This is a genomic window from Nocardia shimofusensis NBRC 100134 (genome assembly GCF_001613125.1).
Classification (GTDB): Bacteria; Actinomycetota; Actinomycetes; order Mycobacteriales; family Mycobacteriaceae; genus Nocardia; species Nocardia shimofusensis.
The window spans coordinates 67,165-87,763 of the sequence record NZ_BDBT01000015.1; the positions used below are offsets into that span (position 1 = coordinate 67,165).

At 72.0% G+C, this 20,599-nt stretch carries 4 protein-coding genes; 2 read left to right on the forward strand and 2 right to left on the reverse strand.

The window, feature by feature from the left end; all coding sequences use genetic code 11:
* Positions 1-35: 35 nt before the first annotated feature.
* Entirely contained in the window at positions 36-848 is an 813-nt protein-coding gene (locus tag NS3_RS17830; RefSeq protein WP_067861088.1) for an enoyl-CoA hydratase-related protein, read from the forward strand.
* Between the two features lie 196 nt (positions 849-1,044).
* On the forward strand, positions 1,045-2,112 hold the full coding sequence (locus NS3_RS17835; RefSeq protein WP_067861090.1) for an SDR family oxidoreductase: 1,068 nt from the start codon (positions 1,045-1,047) through the stop codon (positions 2,110-2,112).
* A gap of 234 nt (positions 2,113-2,346) precedes the next feature.
* Here the strand turns inward: NS3_RS17835 and NS3_RS17840 are convergent, their stop codons facing one another.
* Positions 2,347-3,369, reverse strand: a complete 1,023-nt coding sequence (locus NS3_RS17840) for an alpha/beta hydrolase (protein ID WP_067861132.1) — start codon at positions 3,367-3,369, stop codon at positions 2,347-2,349.
* Positions 3,370-3,553: 184 nt separating this feature from the next.
* Entirely contained in the window at positions 3,554-20,425 is a 16,872-nt protein-coding gene (locus tag NS3_RS17845; protein ID WP_067861092.1) for a non-ribosomal peptide synthetase, read from the reverse strand.
* Positions 20,426-20,599 lie beyond the last annotated feature (174 nt).

A 20,599-nucleotide genomic window follows, 5' to 3' on the forward strand; every position in this document is an offset into this window, starting at 1 on the left:
GCGCCCGCCGAATCCCGCACGAGGAGCGCACCACGATGAGCAACACCGATTCCGCGACCGAGGCCCCGGCCCCGGCCCGCTTCTCGGCGGTCAAGGACGGCAAGATCCTGCGCGTCACGATCACCAACCCGAAGCGCAAGAATGCCATCAGCTACGACACTTTGGTCGCACTCGGCGATACCTTCCTCGAGGTCGCGCGGGACACCTCGGTGCGCGCGATCGTCCTCAGCGGCGAGGCGGGCGATTTCAGCACGGGCGCCGACCTGTCCTCCTCGGCTGCCGAGGCCCAGCGCGGCATCACCCCCGATCAGATCATGGACGCGGCCAACCGGCTGGTGCGCGCCATCGTGGACGCCCCGGTCCCGGTGATCGCCAAGGTCACCGGCGCGGCCGCGGGCGTCGGCGTGGGCATCGCGCTGGCCGCCGACCTGGTCTACGCCGCCGACGACTCCTACCTGCTGCTGGCCTTCATCAATATCGGCCTGATGCCCGACGGCGGCGCGGCCGCACTGGTCGCCGCCGCGGCCGGTCGCCCGCTGGCCGCGAAGATGGCGCTGCTGGGCGAGCGGCTGCCCGCCGCCGAGGCGCACAAGGCCGGCCTGTTCACCGCCGTGCTCCCCGCCGACGAGCTGGACGCCGCTGTCGAGGCGGTGGCCGCGAAGGTCGCCGCGGGCCCGCGCCGCGCGCTCGAGCTCACCAAGCGCGCGCTGAACCAGAGCACCCTGGCCACCCTGGACGAGACGCTGGCCGCCGAGAAGGCGGGCCAGACCGAGCTGCTGCAGTCGCCGGACTTCGTCGAGGGCGCCACCGCCATGCTGACCAAGCGCAAGCCGGTCTTCGGCGACTAGTTCACCGCGCGCTCGTCGCGACACCGCCGTGCGGGCGGGCTCGGACCCGGCCGCACGGTTGATTCTTCCGCCCACGGCGGATCGGTGGTTCGCGGGCCGCCATGGGTAGCTCCGGGCCCGCGAACACCCACCGCTCATGTCACAATTGTGACACCGACCACATGCGAACAGCGCCGACTGGCTATGTTGATCGGCTATGACATACCTGGTCACCGGCGCCACCGGGTTCATCGGCCGATTCCTGATTCCCGAGTTGCTGCGCCGCGACGGTGATATCCACGTCCTGATCCGGCCGGGTACCGCGCCCGCCGAGCGCTTCGCGCGCTGCGCCGCCGAGTGGGACGGCGGCGAACGCGTCCGCCCGGTCGTCGGAGACCTCGCCGGGCCGGGCCCCGCGATCGATCCGGCCTGGGTGGACGAGCACCGCGAGACCATCACGCACGTTTTCCACCTGGCCACCACGATCGACCACGCAGGCAGCGCGGACACCGATCCCGAGCATCTCGCCGCGCTCGATCCGGCCGCGACCCGGCGCGTGGTGGAACTGACCCGAGCACTGAAGGCCGATCGACTGCACCACCTTTCGACCGTGGACGTCTCGGGAGATCATCGCGGACCGTTCACCGAGCGGATGCTCGACACCTGTCAGCACCTGACCCCCACGCAACGCGGGCGCTTCGAATCGGAGCGGATCGTGCGCGGAAGCGGGCTGGATTGGCGCATCTACCGCCCGGCCATTGTGATCGGGCATTCCCGCACGGGCGAGGTCGACGAGTCCGACGCGGGCACCCGGCGGTTCTTCGGACTGCTGCGCCGCGCCGGGCAACTGCCGCGCCTGCTGCCGGTGCTGGTGCCGCAACTGGGCGAGACCAACATGGTCCCGGTCGATTTCGTCACCGAGGCCCTCGACCACATCGCCCACTCCCCCGCACCCGCCCACAGCACCTTCCACCTTGTCGATCCGGCCCGCGTCCGCGCGGTGGACGCGCTGAACCTGTTCGCCGACGAGGCGGGCGCCCCGCACCTGGTCGAGGTCATGGGCAAGGACACCCTGCGCAAGGTGCTGCGAATGCCGGGCATGCAACGGGTGCTGCCGAGCGTGGGACTGCCGGCGGATGCGCTGGAGCACAGCGAGTTCGGCTGCTGGTTCGATTGCGCCGAGACCACCGCCGCGCTCGCGGGTACAGGCATCACGGTGCCACCGCTGGCCGACTACGCGCCGCGCATCTGGAAGACCTGGAGCGAACTCACCACCGTGCGATAGCAGGCAGCCGCAGGGCACGAGCGCCCGGCCCGATCGCCGGATGCCCGGAGAGCGCCACACGCGGCGACCTCGATGCGAGCGAGCGGCTCCCTGCACCCGCTGCGCGCAGGGAGCCGATCATGGGCGGTCACGCACCTGGTACATGTCTGGCCCGGGAAGCGGACAGCCCCGCTCACACGAGTGAGCGGGGCTGTCCGCTGTCGAGTGGGACCCGACTTCGGAGACCGGACGACCTCAGATACCGAGGCCCTTGGCCAGCACCGGCCAGGAGCGGGGGAACTCCTCGTTCCAGTAGCCCCAGGAGTGGGTGCCGTTGGGACGGAAGTTGTAGGTCGCCGGGATGCCGAGCGAGTCGAGCCTGTTCTTCAGGTTGTTCGTGCAGTAGTTGGTGCCGGCTTCGATGATGCCGCCGATGATGATCTGGTTGGCCAGGCCGTAGGAGCCGGGCAGGGCGTACGGGCCGTCGAGGGTGTCGTACGGGCCGGGCAGGCCGTTACCGGTGGAGATGTAGAGGTCGAGGCCGCGCAGCTTCTCGGCGTTGACGTAGGGGTCGTTGGCGACCCACTCCTCCGAGCCCTCCGGGCCCCACATGTTCTCGACGTCGCCGCCGCCCCAGGTCTCGACGGTCAGCTTGATGAACTGCGCGCCCACCGGGTCACTGGTCTGGGCGCAGCCGCTGTAGGCGGCGGCGGCCTTGTACAGGCCGGGCTTGGCGATCGGCAGGGCCAGCACGGTGGTACCGGAGGTGGACAGGCCCGCGATGGCGTTCACGCCGTTGGTGCCCAGCGCGCCGTCGACCAGCGGGGGCAGTTCCTCGGTGAAGAAGGTCTTCCACTTGTTGCGGCCCAGCTCGGGGTCGTCCTTGATCCAATCGGTGTAGTAGCTCCACTTGCCGCCGATGGGCTGGATCACGTTGACGTTCTTGTCGGACAGGAATTCCAGGGCGTCGGACTTGGCCACCCAGGACGCCGAGTCCTCGCCACCGCCCGCGCCGTTGAGCAGGTACAGCGTCGGCCGGGGCACCGTGGCGTCGGCCGGACGCTGGACATCGATGATGATGTCCTCCGCCATCGCGGCCGAGTAGACGTAGAGCCGCAGGTTGCGGTCGTCCTTGACCTCGGCGCGGGAGATGCGCGAGCCGTTCGGGGCGACGGGATCGGCCAGCAGCGCGCCGGACTCCATGATCGGATCAGCCGTCGCGGAGGAGACACCGAGGCCGGAGATCAGTCCGGCGAACAGCGCGGTGGTCGCGATCAGCGCCGCGGCTCGCGAGCCACGACGCCGGGTCTGCCGACGAATCAATTTCGCACCTTCACTTCGTATCGGGATCACGGGTGGGATCACGAGCATCCCCGATCGTGCACGGCCGGACAGGTGCACCATGCCCGACCCCACGGTCTGTGTCGTCTGGTCGATGTAGTCGTCACGTCAGGGGGAACCGTTACCTTGCGGTGCCATCATGCCTGATCGGACCGCTGCCCGGTGTCCGCGCCCCCGGGGCGAGTCGCGCGGCCAGCGTCGGCCCGATCTGGGCCAGCGCGTGCGGCGAGGTCATCTCGTCGTGGGTGGCGTGCACCGGATGATCGACGACCTCGCCCGCGACGAACGCCCGCCACTTGGCCGCCGAGGTCTCCGGATCGATGCCGCGCACCAGGTTGGCGCCGAGGATGCGGGCACTGAAGTAGTCGACCCGGCCCTTGAAGACCCCGGGACGGTAGTCGGAGATCAGTTCCGCCGAGCGGACGGCGCTGCGGTAGACCCGGCCGAGCCGCTCGGGGGTGAGCGCGGTCAGGTCGGCCGGGATCGCCGCGTGCAGGGCGGCCAGCGAGTCCTCGCTCAGGTACGGCGCGGGCTCGTCGCCGAGCAGGTTGTCGGCCTGGATGCCGATCTCGGCGAGCGCGCCGCGCAGGGCGTCGTGGAAGTCCGCGGCCGAGATGTCGTGGTGGCTGTCCAGCAGGGCCAGCATCGCGACCTCCTCGCCGGACTCCTGCAGGGCGACCGCGACCGCGTGCGCCAGCAGACCGCCCAGCGACCAGCCCACCAGGTGGTAGGGGCCGAAGGGCTGGACCGAGCGGATCTCGGCCAGGCAGCGCGCGGCCATCTCCTCGAGCGACCTGGGCAGGTAGTCGGGTTCCGACAGCGCGGGCGACTGCAGGCCCAGGACCGGACGGGTGGGTTCGAGGTAGGCGAGTAGGCCCGCGTACCCCCAGGACAGACCGGCCATCGGGTAGAAGCAGAACAGTGGGGGCAGGGTGCCCTCGCCGCGGATCGGCAGCAGCGGGCCGAGCGCGTCGGCGGTGCCCGGCTCGTAGTCCACCCCGCAGGCGCGGGCCTGCTCGATGCGCCGGGCCAGGGTGGCAACCGTGGAGTCGGTGAAGAACCACTGCACGCGGGTCTCCACCTCGGCGTCCTGGCGCAGCCTGGCGACCACCTTGGTCGCGGCCAGCGAGTTGCCGCCGAGTTCGAAGAAGTCGTCGTCCGCGCCGACCCGATCCACCTCGAGCACCTCGGCGAACACCGAGGCCAGCAGCTTCTCGGTCTCGGTGGCGGGTGCGCGGTAGGGGCGCACCGGCAGTTCGGGCACCGGCAGCGCGTTGCGGTCGAGCTTGCCGCTGGCATTGAGCGGCAGTGCCGACAGCGGCACCACGGCGGCCGGGACCATGTACGGCGGCAACGCGGCGCGCGCGTGCGAGAGCAAGGCGCCGGGCACGACAACCGCTCCCTCGTCGGGCACCACATAGGCGACCAGGCGTTCGCCGGCGGGAGCCTGCACCACCGAAACGGCGGCGTGCCGCACCGCCTGATGGGCGAGCAGCACCGCCTCGATCTCGCCGAGTTCGATGCGCTGGCCGCGCAGCTTGACCTGGAAGTCGGTGCGGCCCAGGTATTCCAGCACCGCCCGGCCACCGGGGCCGCGGCGCCAGCGCACCACGTCGCCGGTGCGGTACATCCGCTCACCGCCGTTGCGGGCGACGAAGCGTTCGGCGGTCAGACCGGGCGCGCCGTGGTAGCCGCGCGCCAATTGCACACCGGCGACGTACAACTCGCCCGCGGTGCCGTCGGGCACCGGCCTCAGCTGACGGTCGAGCACGTGCACGCGGGTGTTGGCGACCGGCGAGCCGATGGGCACGCTCGCCCCGCCCTCCGACCCGGCCGGGTCGGCCCGGTGCTCGGTGACCACGGTCGCCTCGGCGGGGCCGTACCAGTTGAGCAGGTCGACGCCGGGCAGTCGCTCGGCGAACATCGCGGCGGTCTCGGTGGACAGCACCTCGCCCGCCGCGAACACCCGCCGCAGCGAGGTGCGCCTGCCCGGCCGGATGTCGGCGAGGAAGGCATCGAGCATGGACGGCACGAAATGCACGGTGGTGACGCGGTGTTCGGCGACCACCGCGGCCAGGTAGGCCGGGTCGCGGTGACCGTCGGGTTCGGCGATCACCACGGCCGCGCCCGCCTGCAACGGCCAGAACAGCTCCCAGGCGGAGATGTCGAAGGTGATCGGCGTCTTGTGCAGGACCACGTCGGTGCGGTCGTGCGGGTGGGTGAGTTGTGCCCAGCGGAACTGGTTGGCCATCTGGCGGTGGGTGATCGCCACGCCCTTGGGCCTGCCGGTGGAGCCGGAGGTGTAGACGACGTAGGCCAGATCGTCGGCGGCGACCCGGACGCCCGGATGCGCGGGCACGCCGGAGAGGTCGAGGGTGTCGACCTCCACCACGGGAATGCCCGTGCCGGTGCCGAATTCGTCGCCGGACCTGGTGAGCACGCAGACCGGCGCGGCGCCGGCCAGCACCTGCTCGTTGCGCTCGTCGGGATGGTCGGGGTCCACCGGCACGTACGCCGCGCCCGCGCGCAGCACCGCGTAGATCGCGACCACCAGGTCGACGCTGCGACGCATGGCGACCGCGACCAGCTGTCGCGGCTCGACGCCGAGTTCGGCCAGTTCGGTGGCCAGCACGCGGGAGCGCCGGTCGAGATCGGCGTAGTCCAGCACGGCGGCGGGGCCGCTGTCGCCCGCGGCGATGAGCGCGGTCGCGCGCGGAGTGCGGGCGACCTGCTCGTCGAACAGGCGCAGCAGGGTCGCGTCGTCGAGCAGTTCGGGCACCACCGTCGAGTTGCGGGCGAACAGCGCCGCCCGCTCGTCGGCGAGCAACGCGTCGACCTCGCCGACGCGGGCGTGCGGCACCGCGACGAACTTGCCGATCAGGGCGGCCAGCCGGGACGCCAAGGTCTGGGCGGCCTCGGGTTCGAACAGATCGCGCAGGTACTTCACCTGCACCCGCAGCTGGTCGCCGAGCGCCACGATCACCGTCACCGGGTAGTGGGTGCCGTCGGTGACGTGCACGCCGCTGACCCGCATGCCGTCGATCTCGCTGATCCGGCGCAGGCCTTCGGCGTCGACCGGGTAGGACTCGAACACGACCAGCGAGTCGAACAGCGATTCCAGGCCGAGCGACTCCTGGATCTCGCTGAGGCCGAGGTGATGGTGATCCAGCAGCGCGGCCTGCTCGTCCTGCACGGTCCGCAGCAGCTCGTCCAGGCTCCGGGTCGGGTCGAGGCGCACCCGCACCGGTGCGGCGTTGAGGAACAGCCCGACCATCGTCTCCACACCGTCGAGATCGGCGGGCCTGCCGGAGACGGTGGCGCCGAAGACGACGTCGTCGCGGTCGGTGCTGCGCCCGATCAGCAACGCCCACGCGGTCTGCACCACGGTGTTGACGGTGACGCCGACGCGCGCGGCCAGCCGGGTCAGTGCCTCGGTCTGGGCGGTGGACATGGCGAAGCCCGCCTCACCGATGCCCGCGGAGATCTCGTGGCCCGGCCTGCGGGCGAGCAGGGTCGGCTCGGTGACCCCGTCGAGCGCGCTCCGCCAGGCCGCCAGCGCCGCCTCCCGGTCCTGACCTGCCAGCCAGAGCAGGTAGTCGCGGTAGGGGTGCACCGGCGGAAGTTCCCTGGAGTGCGGCCCGAACGCGTAGCAGGTCAGCAGTTCCCGCATGAGCAGCGGCACCGACCAGCCGTCGAGCAGGATGTGGTGGCTGGTGACCACCAGGTGGTAGCGATCCGGCGCGGTGCGCAGCAGGGTGAAGCGCAGCAGCGGCGCGGTGCTCGGATCGAAATGCTGTCCCAGTTCGGCGTTCTCGATCCGCTCGGCCTCGGCGGCGATGACCGCGGGGTCGAGGTGGTCGAGCGCGATCTGCCGCCACGGGGCTTCCACCCGCGCCGGAACCACCTGCACGGTGGTGCCGTCGGCGGTGTCGGCGAAGGCCACCCGCAGGTTGGCGTGCCGGTCCAGCAGTGCCTGAGCGGCCGCGCGCAGCCGGCTCGCGTCCACGGAGCCGTCGAGATCGAGCACGAACTGGATCATGTACGGGTCGATGGAGGCGTCCGCCAGCAGCGCGTGGAACAGCATGCCGGACTGCAGCGCCGTCATCGGCCAGATATCGGCGGGCGCGGAGTAGGTCTCGGTGAACCGGTCCAGATCGGTCTGGGTCAGCTTCACCAGGCGGAAGTCCGAGGGGGTGTGCCCGCCCGCGCCGGGACGGGAGCCGTGTTCGGCGAGACCGCCGAGGGCGCGCACCCAGTGTTCGGCGAAACCGCGGACCTGCTCGGCGGTGAAGGCCGCCGAGGCGAAGTCGAAGCGGGCCAGCAGACCGTTGCCGGTGGCCTCGATGAGCACATCCAGCAGCAGGTCGTCGGCGGGGGCGTCGGTGTGCACGCGGACCGGTCGCAGATCGCGGTAGCGCAACCGGAGCAGGCCGGGGCCGGGCAGTTCGATGCCGGGGTCGAGGTAGCGCAGCAGGCCGTAGCCGACGCCGCCCGCGGGCACCGCGCGGCGCGCCTCCTTGACCTGGGCCAGTACCCGGCCCGCGGCCCCGCCACCCACCAGAGCGTCGGCGGTGTCGATGTCACCGAGGTCGAGCACCAGCGGGTAGCCGGTGGTGAACGCGCCCACCATGTCGGCGTCGGCTTCCGCGCGCGCGTCGGTATCGAAAGCGCCGCGGGCGTCGGCGTGCAGGCGGACCACCGGGCCGGTGGCGCGCACGACGGGATGGTCCGCGGCGGTGCGCATGGCCAGGGCCAGCGCGGCGAGCAGCACGTCGCCGACGCCGGTGTGATAGGCCGCCGCGGTCGTCGCGACGGCGGCCGCGCCTTCGGCGGTGATGGTCAGCGACACCCGGGAGCGGGCCGACAGATCGAGCTCGCGCGGCGCCTGCCTGCTCGCGGGCGCGATCGCGCGCCACCGGTCGAGTTCGGCGTGCACGGCCGGATCGGCGGCGCGGGCGGCCAAGTCGCGCAACAGGATCGCCAGGCCGTGACCGGTGGCGGGCACCGGGCGCACGAGTTCGGCGGAATGCGGGCGCGACCAGGCCGCGATGAGCTGGTCGGTGAGCACCCGCCAGGCGCGGTCGTCGACCACCAGACCGTTGGCGACCACCACGAGCTGGGCGGAGCCGTCCGCGCCGACGTGCACGAACCGGATATTGCGGCCCTCGACCGGATCGAGCGCGGCCGCGGCGGCGGCGACCACGTCGTCGAGCGGAACGCTGTCGGCCAGCCGGAAGTACGGCCGGTCCTCCGGCGCCGGGGTCGGGGGCAGGACGAATCCGGCGGGGCGGCCGTCGGCGGCCGGGCGCAGCCGCGCCCACAGCATCGGGTTGCGGGCGAGCACGAGCTCGACGGCTTGGCGCACCTTGACCGGGGTGGCGTCGACGGGCAGATCGACGACGACGGCGCGTGGCTCGATACCGTCCGGGCGGGTGGCCAGGATGCGCGTCGCCTTCGGGGTCAGCGGCAGTTCGCCCGCCCGCGGCGCGGGTCCGGCCGGCGGGGCGGTGCCCGCCGCGGCCAGGGCGGCGACGGTGCGCAGTTCGAAGACCTGGCGCGGAGTGAACCGCACGCCCTTGGCCCTGGCACGCGCGACCACCTGGATCGCGGCGATGCTGTCGCCGCCGATGGCGAAGAAGTCGTCGTCGGCGCCGACCTGCTCGCGTCCGATCACCTCGGCCACGACCTCGGCGAGCGCCTGCTCGGCGGCCGTGACGGGGGCACGGTGCGCGGTGGCGACCGGTCGTGGCGCGGGCAGCGCGGACCGATCCACCTTGCCGACCGAGGTCAGCGGCATTCGCGGCAGCACGACCACGGCGACGGGCACCATGTATTCGGGCAGCCGGGCGCGCAGCCCGGCCAGCAGGGTCGCCTCGTCCAGCGGCGCGCGCTCGGCGAGCACTTCCGCGGGGACCACATAGGACACCAGCGAGACCGCGCGGCCGGGCTGGTCGCGGCCCACGGTGACCGCTTGGGCGACGCCGGGCTGGGCCAGCAACGCGGCATCGATCTCGCCGAGCTCGATGCGGAAACCGCGGACCTTGACCTGGAAGTCGGTGCGGCCCAGGTATTCCAGGTTCCCGCTCGCGGTCCGCACGACCAGGTCGCCGGTGCGATACATCCGCTCGCCGGCCGCGCCACCGGCTTCGGTGGCGAACGGGTCGGCGAGGAAGCGCTCGGCGGTCAGCGCGGGCCTGCGGTGGTAGCCGCGGGCCAGCTGCGCGCCCGCCAGGTACAGCTCACCCGGGACGCCGTCGGGAACCGGGCGCAGCGTGCCGTCGAGCACGTAGACACGACTGTTCCACTCCGGCGACCCGATCGGCACGGACGCCGAATCCGCCTCGGTCACCGCGTGATCGGTGATCGACACCGCGGCCTCGGTGGGGCCGTAGAGGTTGTGCAGCGTCACCCCGCTCGCGCGCACCCGCGCGGCCAGCGTGGCGGGCAGTTCCTCGCCGATGGCCAGCACCAGGCGCACCGAGTCGGGCAGGCTGCCGCCGCCGTCGGTGACCAGTGCGTCGAGCATCGACGGCACGGTGTGCAGGGTGTTGACACCGGTCTCGCGGATGAGGGTGTTGAGGTAGGACGGATCGCGTTGACCTTCGGCGTCGGCGATCACCAGCCTGCCGCCGCACACCGCCGCCGACCAGAACTCCCACACCGACAGGTCGAAGGTGGCCGCGGTCTTCAGCAGCACGATGGTGTCGCGGTCGAGCCCGAATGCGGCGGTCTTCCAGAGCAACTGGTTGACGATCGCGCCGTGCGAGACGGTCACGCCCTTGGGTGTGCCCGTCGAACCGGAGGTGAAGATCACGTACGCCGGATGGTCGGCGTGCAGCTTGCCGTTGCGCTCCGAGGGCGCGATGGACGCGGGCGAGAGCATCGACAGGTCGAGCGCGTCGACCACGACGGTGAGCGCGGCGGTGGTGTCGAAGGCGTCGCGGGTGGTGGTCAGCACGCAGATCGGCGCGGCGGTGGTGAGGATCTGCTCGACGCGCTCGACGGGCTGATCGGGATCGATCGGCACATAGGCGGCGCCGGACTTGGCGACCGCGAACATGGCCACCACCAGGTCGACGCTGCGGCGCATGGCCAGCACCACCCGGTCCTCCGGGCGCACCCCGCGCCGGATGAGGTGGCGGGCCAAGCGGTTGACCCGCTGGTCGAGCTCGCCGTAGGTGATCCACACCGCGCGCTGGCCCTCGCCCGCGACCAGCGCCAGCGCCTCGGGGCTGCGCATGACGGTGTCGTCGAGCAGCGAAGAGAGGTTCGCGCGAGGGTCGATCCAGTGCTCGGTCTCGTTGGTGGTGCGCAGGATTCGCTCGCGCTCGGCGGCCGAGAGCAGATCGATGCCCGCCACGGGCACCATCGGATCGGCCAGCACGGTGTCGAGCACCCGCTGGAACCGCTCGGCGACGGCCTGCACGGTGGATTCGTCGAACAGGTCGGTGGCGTAGCTGAAGTCGGCCAGGATCTCGGCGGGCGTGCCGTCGGCCTCGTAGCGGTCGGTGACGGTGAGCTGCAGGTCGGTCTTGGCCAGATGCGTCTCGAACTCCAGCGGCGCCACCCGCAGGCCGGGCAGCTCGAAGGTGGTCTCGCGCAGGTTCTGGAACGAAAGCCCTACCTGGAACAGCGGATTGCGGGCGGTGGAGCGCGCCGGGTTGAGCACCTCGACCAAGCGCTCGAACGGCACGTCGGCATTGTCGAAGGCGGTCAGATCGCCCTCGCGCACGCTCGCCAGCAGTTCGGTGAAGCTCTCACCGGGACGCACCCGGGTACGGAAGACGACGGTGTTGACGAACATGCCGATCAGGTCGTCGAGTTCGCGTTCGCCGCGACCGGCCAGCGGGGTGCCCACGGCGATGTCGCCGGAGCCGGAGAGCCCGGCCAGCAGCACCGCGAACGCGGCGTGCACGACCATGAACAGCGAGGCGCGGTTGGCGCGAGCGAGCTCCTGCAGGGCGGCGTGCCGGTCGGCGGAGACCACCAGCCGCACGGTGGCGCCCTGGAAGGACTGCGCGGGCGGGCGCGGCCGGTCGGCGGGCAGGTCGAGCTGATCGGGCAGGCCGGCCAGCCGCTCGCGCCAGTAGGCGATCTGCGCGGCGGCCACCGAATCCGGGTCGTCCTCGTCACCGAGCACGGCGCGGTGCCACAGCGCGTAATCGGCGTACTGCACCGGCAGCGGGGTCCAGCGCGGCGCGCTCCCGTGCAGACGCGCGGTGTAGGCCACCATGATGTCGCGGGCCAGCGGGGCCATCGAGGCGCCGTCGGCGGAGACGTGGTGCACCACGAAGGCGAGCACGTGCTCGGTGGGCGCCACGCGCAGCAGCGCTACGTGGAACGGGATCTCGCGGGTCACGTCGAAGGTGCGCCGGGCCAGCTCGGTGAGGGTGGCCGGCAGCCGGTCCTCGGGCACGTCGACCGGGACGAGCGTGACCGGCTCGCTGGGGACGGGATGGATCAGCTGGTAGGGACGCTCGTCGCCGCCCGGGTAGACGGTGCGCAGCACCTCGTGGCGGGCGAGCACATCGGTGACGGCGCGGCCGAGTGCGGCGACATCGAGTTCGCCGGACAGGCGCACGGCCATCGGGATGTTGTCCACGGCGGAGGCGGCGGTGTCGAACTGGTTGAGGAACCAGTAGCGCCGCTGCGCCGGGGACAGCGGAATCCGGTCCGGGCGCTCCCCCGCGGTCAGCGCGGGACGAGCCGCCGCGGCGGTGCCGGACGCGGTGGCATCGAGCCGGTCGCCGAGGCGGGCGGCCAGGCCCGCGACGGTCGGCGCGTCGAAGAGTTCGCGCACCTCGAGCCGGGTGCCGAGGGCGGCGGCGAGCCGGGCCACCACCTGGGTGGCGATCAGCGAATTGCCGCCGCGGGCGAAGAAGTCGTCGTCGGCGCCGACCGGTTCGGCGGAGCCGAGCGCCTCGGCGTACAGCGAGGCGACCAACTGCTCCAACCGGCCGCGCGGGGCGCGGAAGGTGCTGACCCGCAACACCGGAGCGGGCAGCGCGGCGCGGTCCAGCTTGCCCGCGGGGGTGAGCGGGATGGCGTCGAGCACGGTGATCGAGGCGGGCACCATGTGCCGGGGCAGCGCCCGGCCCGCGGCGGCCAGCAGTTCGTCGGCATCGATGCGAGCGCCCGCGACGGGGTGCACATAGGAGGCGAGGATCGTGCTGCCGTTGTCGAGTTCGTGGCCGACGGTGACCGCGAAGTCCACCTCGGGCTGCGCGGTCAGCGCCGCGTCGATCTCGCCCAGTTCGATCCGGAAGCCGCGGATCTTGACCTGGAAGTCGTTGCGGCCCAGGTACTCCAGTTCACCGGCGGCGGTGCGGCGCACCAGGTCGCCGGTGCGGTACATGCGCGTGCCGTCGGCAGCGAACGGATCGGCGACGAAGCGGGTCGCGGTGAGCACCGAGCGGTCGCGGTAGCCGCGGGCCAGGGCGGGACCGGAGATGTAGAGCTCGCCGCTGACCCCGGCCGGCACCGGGCGCAGCCGCCGGTCCAGCACGTAGGCGGCCGTGCCGCGGAGGGGCGCGCCGATGGTGATCGGGACGTCGGGCCGCATCGGGCCGGTCACCGAGGCGACCACGGTGGCCTCGGTGGGACCGTAGGCGTTGTGGAACGCGAGCGTGCCCGCCTCGATCGGACCGGCCCAGCGCCGCAGCAGTTCCGGCGGGCAGGCCTCGCCGCCGGTGATCAGCACCCGCAGATCGTCCAGGCCCTCGGGGTCGAGACCGGCCAGTGCGGCGGGGGTGATGAAGGCATGGGTCACCCGTTCCCTGCGCAGCACCTCGGCCAGATCGCCGCCGCCGAACACGCTGGGGGCGACCACGACCATGGTCGCGCCCGCGCCGACGGCGAGCAGCAGTTCCAGCACCGAGGCGTCGAAGGACGGCGAGGCGAAGTGCAGGGTGCGCGCGTGCGGGGTCAGCGCGAAGCGTTCGCGCAGTTCCCCGGCCAGCGCCGCCAGTCCGGCGTGGGTGACGGTGACGCCCTTGGGAGTTCCGGTGGAGCCGGAGGTGTAGATGACATACGCCGGATGCTGCGGACGCAGCGGACCGCGCCGATCGGCGTCGGTGAGCGCCCTGGTGTCGAACCGGGCCAGGCGCGCGACGAAGGCGATGTCGTCGAGCAACAGCCAGCGCACCCGCTTGGGCAGCGCGGCCACCTCGTCGCACACGGTGAGGCCGAGCACCGCGCCGGAGTCGGCGAGCATGTGCGCGATCCGCTCGGCCGGATAGGCCGGGTCGATCGGCACGAATCCGGCGCCGGTCTTGGCGACCGCCCAGAGGGCCAGCACCGATTCCAGCGATCGCGGCACCGCCACGGCCACCAGGTCTTCCGGGCCGACGCCGCGGTCGACGAGTTCGCGGGCGAGCAGGGTGGAGCGCGCGTCGAGTTCCGGATAGTCCAGGGCGCCGAGCTGTTCGACGGCGTCGGTGAACACCACCGCCGTGTTGCGCGGCGCGGTGTCGACGGCCTCGGCCAGCAGCTGCGGCAGGGTCAGATCGGTGCGCACCGCGATCTCGGCCGGACGCAGGTGTTCACGATCGAGATCGTCGAGCAGGTCGATGTCGCCGATCGGCTGCGCGGGGTCGGCGGCGACCTCGGCGGCCAGCCGCGCGAAGCGGTGCGCGAAGCCCTGCGCGGTGGCGGCGTCGAAGATGTCGGTGGCGTAGGTGAGCGCCGCGCCCATCGGACCGGGGGTGCCGTCGGCGTCGTGCCTCGGCTCGACTTCCAGCAGTAGATCGAACTTGGCCGCCAGCGGACCGGAGTCCATCGCGGTCACGGTGAGGCCGGGCAGTTCCAGGACCGGCTTGGTGAGGTTCTCGAAGCCGAGCACCACCTGGAACAACGGGCTGGTGGTACCCGCCCGGTCCGGGGCGACCGCGTCGACGACTCGCTCGTAGGGCAGTTCGGCGTGGTCGAAGGCGGCCAGGTCGGCCTCGCGCGCGGCCTCGACCAGCGCGGTGAAGCCGGCGTCGACGTCGACGTCGGTGCGCAGGGTGAGCGTGTTGACGAACATGCCGACGAGGTCGTCGAGGGCGCGTTCGCCGCGGCCGGCGACGGGAGTGCCGATGGCGACGTCGGATTCGCCGCCGAGGCGGGCCAGCAGCGCGGCGAGCGCGGCGTGCACGACCATGAACAGCGAGGCGTTGTGTGCGCGGGCCAGCTCGGCCAGCGCGGTGTGGACGTCGGCGGGCAATTCGAACCGTATCGACGCGCCGCGGGCGGCGGCGCCGGTGACGCGGACCCGGTCCTGGGGCAGCGTCGGCCCGGGGCGCAGGCCGTCGAGCCGGTCCCGCCAGAAGTCCAGCTGTCGCGCCGCGAGCGATTCCGGATCGTCCTCGGCGCCCATGACCTCGCGCTGCCACAGCGCGTAGTCGGCGTACTGCACCGGCAGCGGCTCCCACTCGGGGGCTTGCCCGGTCGAGCGGGCCGCGTAGGCGGTCACCAGATCACGGGCCAGCGGGGCCAGCGAGGCGCCGTCGGCACAGATGTGGTGGGTGACCAGCACCAGCAGATGCTTGTCCGGCACACCGCCGTTGAGCAGCGCGATGCGGACCGGCACCCGCTCGGTGACGTCGAAGCCGGAGGTCATCAGCTCGATGACCCGGCCCATGATGTCGCGCGGCCGTTCGACCCGCAGGCCGCCGGGCAACACCTCCTCCAGCGGCAGGATCTCCTGGTAGGGAAGCTCGTCGGCGCCCGCCGGGTAGCGGGTGCGCAGCACCTCGTGGCGCTCGAGCACGTCGTCGACCGCGCCGCGCAATGCCTGCACGTCCAGCGCGCCCGCGATCTGCAGCGCGAACGGGATGTTGTAGGCGACCGAGGACGGGTCCATCCGGTTGAGCACCCACATGCGCTGCTGGGCAGGCGACAGCGGCACCGTCGCCGGGCGCGGTCCGGCGGTCAGCGCGACGCGGCCGCCCCTACCTGGCCGAGCGGAGCCCGCACCGGGCACGATGCGCTGGGCCAGCGCGGCGACGGTGGGGGCCTGGAACAGGGCGCGCACGTCGAGGGCGGCGTCGTGGGCCTCGTTGAGCCGGGCGATGACCCGGGTCGCCAGCAGCGAATTGCCACCGAGGGCGAAGAAGTCGTCGTCCAGGCCGACCTCGTCGCGGCCGAGCAGGTCGGCGTAGACGCCCGCCACGGACTGTTCGACGGCGGTGCCGGGTGCGCGGAAGCTCTTGGTCTCGAAGACCGGCTCGGGCAGCGCCTTGCGGTTCAGCTTGCCGACGGCGCTGAGCGGGAACTCGTCGAGAACGACGATCGCGGCGGGCACCATGTAGTCCGGCAGGGCCGCGGCCAGTCCGGCGCGCACGGTGTCGACGTCGACCGCGGTGAACGAACCCGCGGTGACATAGCCGATCAGCTGATCACCGAGTTGCGGATCGGTGCGCACCAGCACGACCGCGTCGCGGACGCCCGGCTGGGCCCGCAGCGCCGTCTCGATCTCGCCGAGCTCGATGCGCAGGCCACGCAGCTTCACCTGGAAGTCACTGCGGCCCAGATAGTTCAGCTCACCGTCGCGGGTCCACGACACCAGGTCGCCGGTGCGGTACATGCGGGAACCGGCCGGGCCGAACGGGTCGGCCACGAAGCGGTCCGCGGTCAGATCCGGCCGGGACAGATAGCCCACCGCCAGCTGATCGCCCGCCAGATACAGCTCGCCCATGACGCCGGGCGCCACCGGGCGCAGGCGCGAATCGAGCACGAACACCGACGTGTTCCACACCGGGCGGCCGATCGGCACCGACGTCACATCGGCGTCCACGACCTCGTGGAAGGTCACGTCGACCGCGGCCTCGGTGGGGCCGTAGAGATTGTGCAGGCGGGCGCCGGTCAGCTCACGCAGCCGCTGGGCCGTCGCGGCGGGCAGCGCCTCGCCCGAGGCGAACACCTGGCGCAGGCTCGCCACCCCGGCCCGCAGCTCCTCGCCGTGCTCGGCGAGGGTCGCGACGAATACCGCCAGCATCGAGGGCACGAAATGCACCGTGGTGACCCGGTGTTCGGCGATGAGACGGGCCAGGTAGACCGGATCGCGATGGCCGTCCGGGGCGGCCACGACCAGGCGGGCGCCGGTCTGCAAGGGCCACAGGAACTCCCACACCGACACGTCGAAGGTGGCGGGCGTCTTCTGCAGCACGGCGTCGGCCGGGCCGATCGGGTACTGCGCCTGCATCCACAGCAGGCGGTTGACGATCGCGGCCTGGCTCACCGCGACGCCCTTGGGACGACCGGTCGAGCCCGAGGTGAAGATGACGTAGGCGATGTCGGCGCCGGTGGCAGCCCTCGGCCGTTCGGCCGCGGTGATCGGACCGTCGGGCACCCCGTCGAGATCGAGCGCGTCGATGGCGATGCGCGGCGCCGTGGCGGTGGACGGGCCCGCCATCAGGGCCGCGTCGGCGCGGGTGGTCAGCACCAGGGCCGGATCGGCGGTCTCCAGCACCGTTTCCCGGCGTTCGGCCGGCTGTTCCGGATCGAGCGGCACGAAGCCCGCCCCCGACTCGAGCACCGCGTACATGGCCACGACCAGGTCGATCGAGCGCCGGATGCCCAGGGCCACCAGCGAACCCGGACCGACACCGGAGAGCAGCAACGCTCTGGTCAGACGGTGCACGCGGGTACCGAACTCGGCGTAGGTCAGCGTCTCGTGCTCACCGGCCACCGCGACCAGCTGCGGGTCCGCGGCCAGGCGCGCCTCGAACAGCTCGACCAGCGTGGTATCCGGCACCGGGTAGGCGGTGGCGTTCCACTCGGTGAGCACCGCGTGCCGTTCGGCGTCGGAGAGCAGGTCCACCTCGCCGGCGACATTGTGGATGCTCGCGACCATGGCCGAGAGCACCCGGCGGTAGCGCTCGGCGAAGGCGCGGATGGTGTCGGCGTCGAACAGGTCGGCGGCGTAGGCGATCTCGGCGGCGATGCCCGCCGGGGTGCCGTGCTGGTCGGCGGATTCGGCCAGGGTCAGCTGCAGATCGAACTCGGCCAGCGGACGCGCCGAGGTGACGCCTTCGACGGTGAGGCCGGGCAGGTCCAGCGCGCCCAGACGCAGGTTCTGGAAGGTCAGCATGACCTGGAAGAGCGGGTGGTGCGCGGTGGAGCGCGGCGGGTCGATCAGGCCGACCAGACGTTCGAAGGGCAGGTCGGCGTGCGCGAAGGCGTCCGCGTCGCCCGCGCGTACCTGCGCGAGCAGCTCGTCGAAGGTGGCCTCCGGGCGCACCTCGGTCCGCAGCACCAGCGTGTTGACGAACATGCCCACCAGGTCGTCGAGGGCGGGTTCGCCGCGACCGGCGACCGGGGTGCCGATGGCGATGTCGTCGCCGCCGGACATCCTCGCCAGCAGCACCGCCAGCGCCACGTGCGCCACCATGAACAGCGTGACGTTGTGACGGCGCGCGAGTTCGGCGAGCGTGGCGTGGAATTCCGCGTCGATACCGAAGGTCAGGGTGCCCGCGCGGTAGGAGGCCTCCTGGGGACGCGGCCGGTCGGTGGGCAGCGTGGACAGCTCGGGCAGATCGGCCAGCCTGTCGCGCCAATACTCGCGCTGGTCGTGCAGCAGTGAACGCGGGTCGTCGGCCCCGCCGAGCAGCTCGCGCTGCCACAGCGTGTAGTCGGCGTACTGCACGGCCAGCGGCGTGAAGTCCGGCGTCCGGCCCGCCGTGCGCGCCTGGTAGGCGAGCATCAGGTCGCGGGTGAGCGGGCCCATCGAGAAGCCGTCGGCGGCGATGTGGTGCACCACGCACACCAGCACGTGCTCGCGCGGCGACAGCTCCAGCAGCCGCAGCCGGATCGGCGGCGCGACGGCCACGTCGAAGCCCGTGCCGATGACGGTCTTCAGCAGTTCGGGCACCCGGTCCGGCGCGACCGCCAGGACGGGGAGTTCGGGTACCGCACGCGGGTCGTCGACCGGCAGCACCACCTGGGTGCCCTCGCCGTCGACCTCGGGGTACACCGTCCGCAGCACTTCGTGGCGGGCGATGACATCGGCGACGGCCGCGCCCAGCGCCGCCACATCCAGCGACCCCGACAACCGCACCGCCACCGGGATGTTGTTCACCCCGCTGGCCGCGTCGAAGCGGTTGAGGAACCACATGCGCTGCTGGGCGTAGGACAGCGGGACCCGATCCGGGCGCTCGACCGCGAGCAACGGCGGACGCGCGGGCGTGTCCAGACCCTCCACCAGCGCGGCGAGACCGGACACGGTGGCGGCCTCGAACATCAGCCTGACCGGGACCGGGACGCCCGCGGCGCTGCCGATCCTGGCGACCGCCTGGGTCGCCAGCAGCGAGTTGCCGCCCAGTTCGAAGAAATCGTCGTCGGCGCCGACCTGGATCTGCGCGTCCCCCTCTGGCGCCAGCACCGAGGCGAAGACCTCGGCCACGATCCGTTCCATCGGGGTCGACGGTTCGCGGTAGGTCCTGGTCGCGAAGACCGGCTCCGGCAGCGCCGCGCGGTCGAGCTTGCCGACCGCGTTGAGCGGTAGTTCGTCGAGCACCATGATCGACGAGGGCACCATGTAGGTCGGCAGGACCTTGCGGATGTGGTCGCTCACCTGGGCGACATCGGGCGCCGTTCCCGCCCGCGCGAGGACATAGGACACCAGCGCGGTGCTGCCCGAGGGCAGCGTGGCGCCCAGGGTCGCGGCGAAGTCGATGTCGGGATGCGAGGTCAGCGCGCTGTCGATCTCACCGAGTTCGATGCGCAGGCCGCGGATCTTCACCTGGAAGTCCGAGCGCCCCACGTACTCGAACGCGCCGTCGGATTCGCGGCGGCGCACCAGGTCGCCGGTGCGGTAGAGCCTGCTGCCCTCGCCGTCGAACGGGTCGGCCACGAAACTGGCGGCGGTCAGCGCGGAGCGGCCGTGGTACCCGTGCGCCAGCGAGGGACCGGCCAGGTACAGCTCGCCCACCACACCCGCGGGCACCGGGCGTAACAGGGTGTCCAGCACGTAGGCGCTGACTCCCGGCAGCGCCGTGCCGATGGTGATCTCCTCGTCGACGTGCAGCGGCTCGGATACCGACACGATCATCGTCGCCTCGGTCGGCCCGTAGACGTTGTGCATGGTCCGGCCGGGGTGCGCCCACCGGCCGACCAGTTCCGGGTTGAGCTTCTCGCCGCCGACGACCAGGGTGCGCACCGAGGTCAGGCCGAACGGATCGACCGATTCCAGCGCGGCGGGCGTCATCATCAGATGCGTGACGCCGGTCCGCTCGATCAGCGCGGCCAGTTCGGCCCCGCCGTAGACCTCGGGCGGGGCGATGACCAGCGTCGCGCCCTGGGGGAAGGCGAACATCGCTTCCATCAGTGAGAAGTCGAAGCTGGGCGAACTCAGGTGGGTGACCAGGTCGCCGACGCCGACGCCCAGATTCGCCGCCGCCGAGGCGACGGTCGCGATGCCGGTGTGCGAGACCAGCACGCCCTTGGGCATGCCGGTCGAGCCGGAGGTGTAGATCATGTAGGCCGGATGTGCCGGGGTGAGAGTGCGCACCCGGTCGGCGTAGGAGATCGGGTGCGCCGGATGGGCGGCGATGCGCTCGGCGCGCACCGGATCGTCCAGTTCGATCCAGTAGGTGCCGGTCCCCAGCACGGGACGGTGCGCGGAGGTGGTGAGCCCGAACTCGGCGCCGGAATCGGCCAGGATGTGCGCGATCCGCTCGGCCGGGTAGTTCGGGTCCACCGGCACGTAGGTGGCGCCGGTCTTGGCGATCGCCCACAGCGAGATCACCGATTCGATCGAGCGGGTGATGCCCATGGCGATGGTGTCGCCCGGGCCGAGATCGCGGCTGATCAGTTCCCTGGCGATCCGGGAGGACGCTTCGTCGAGTTGCCGGTAGGTCAGCTGACGCCGGTCGGCGGGATCGCCGGTCGGGTCGCTGAGGACCGCGACCGCGTCGGCGGCGGACTCCACAGCCGCGGTGAGCAGCTGGGCCAGCAGCGGCGAACCCGACCGGCGGCGGCGACCTTCACGGCTGGAACGTCTCACTGTTTCCATCGCGCCAGTTCACCTCTCGGGTCGAGCAAAAACCACACCCGCACGGCACGCGTGCGGACCTACACGGCGACCTCGGGCACGCAACAATAACCGCCCGCGATGTTCTGCACATCGCTGTATGCATGCGGTTCATTGCACCCGAGACCTCGGTAGGTTACTCACATCACGTAACAG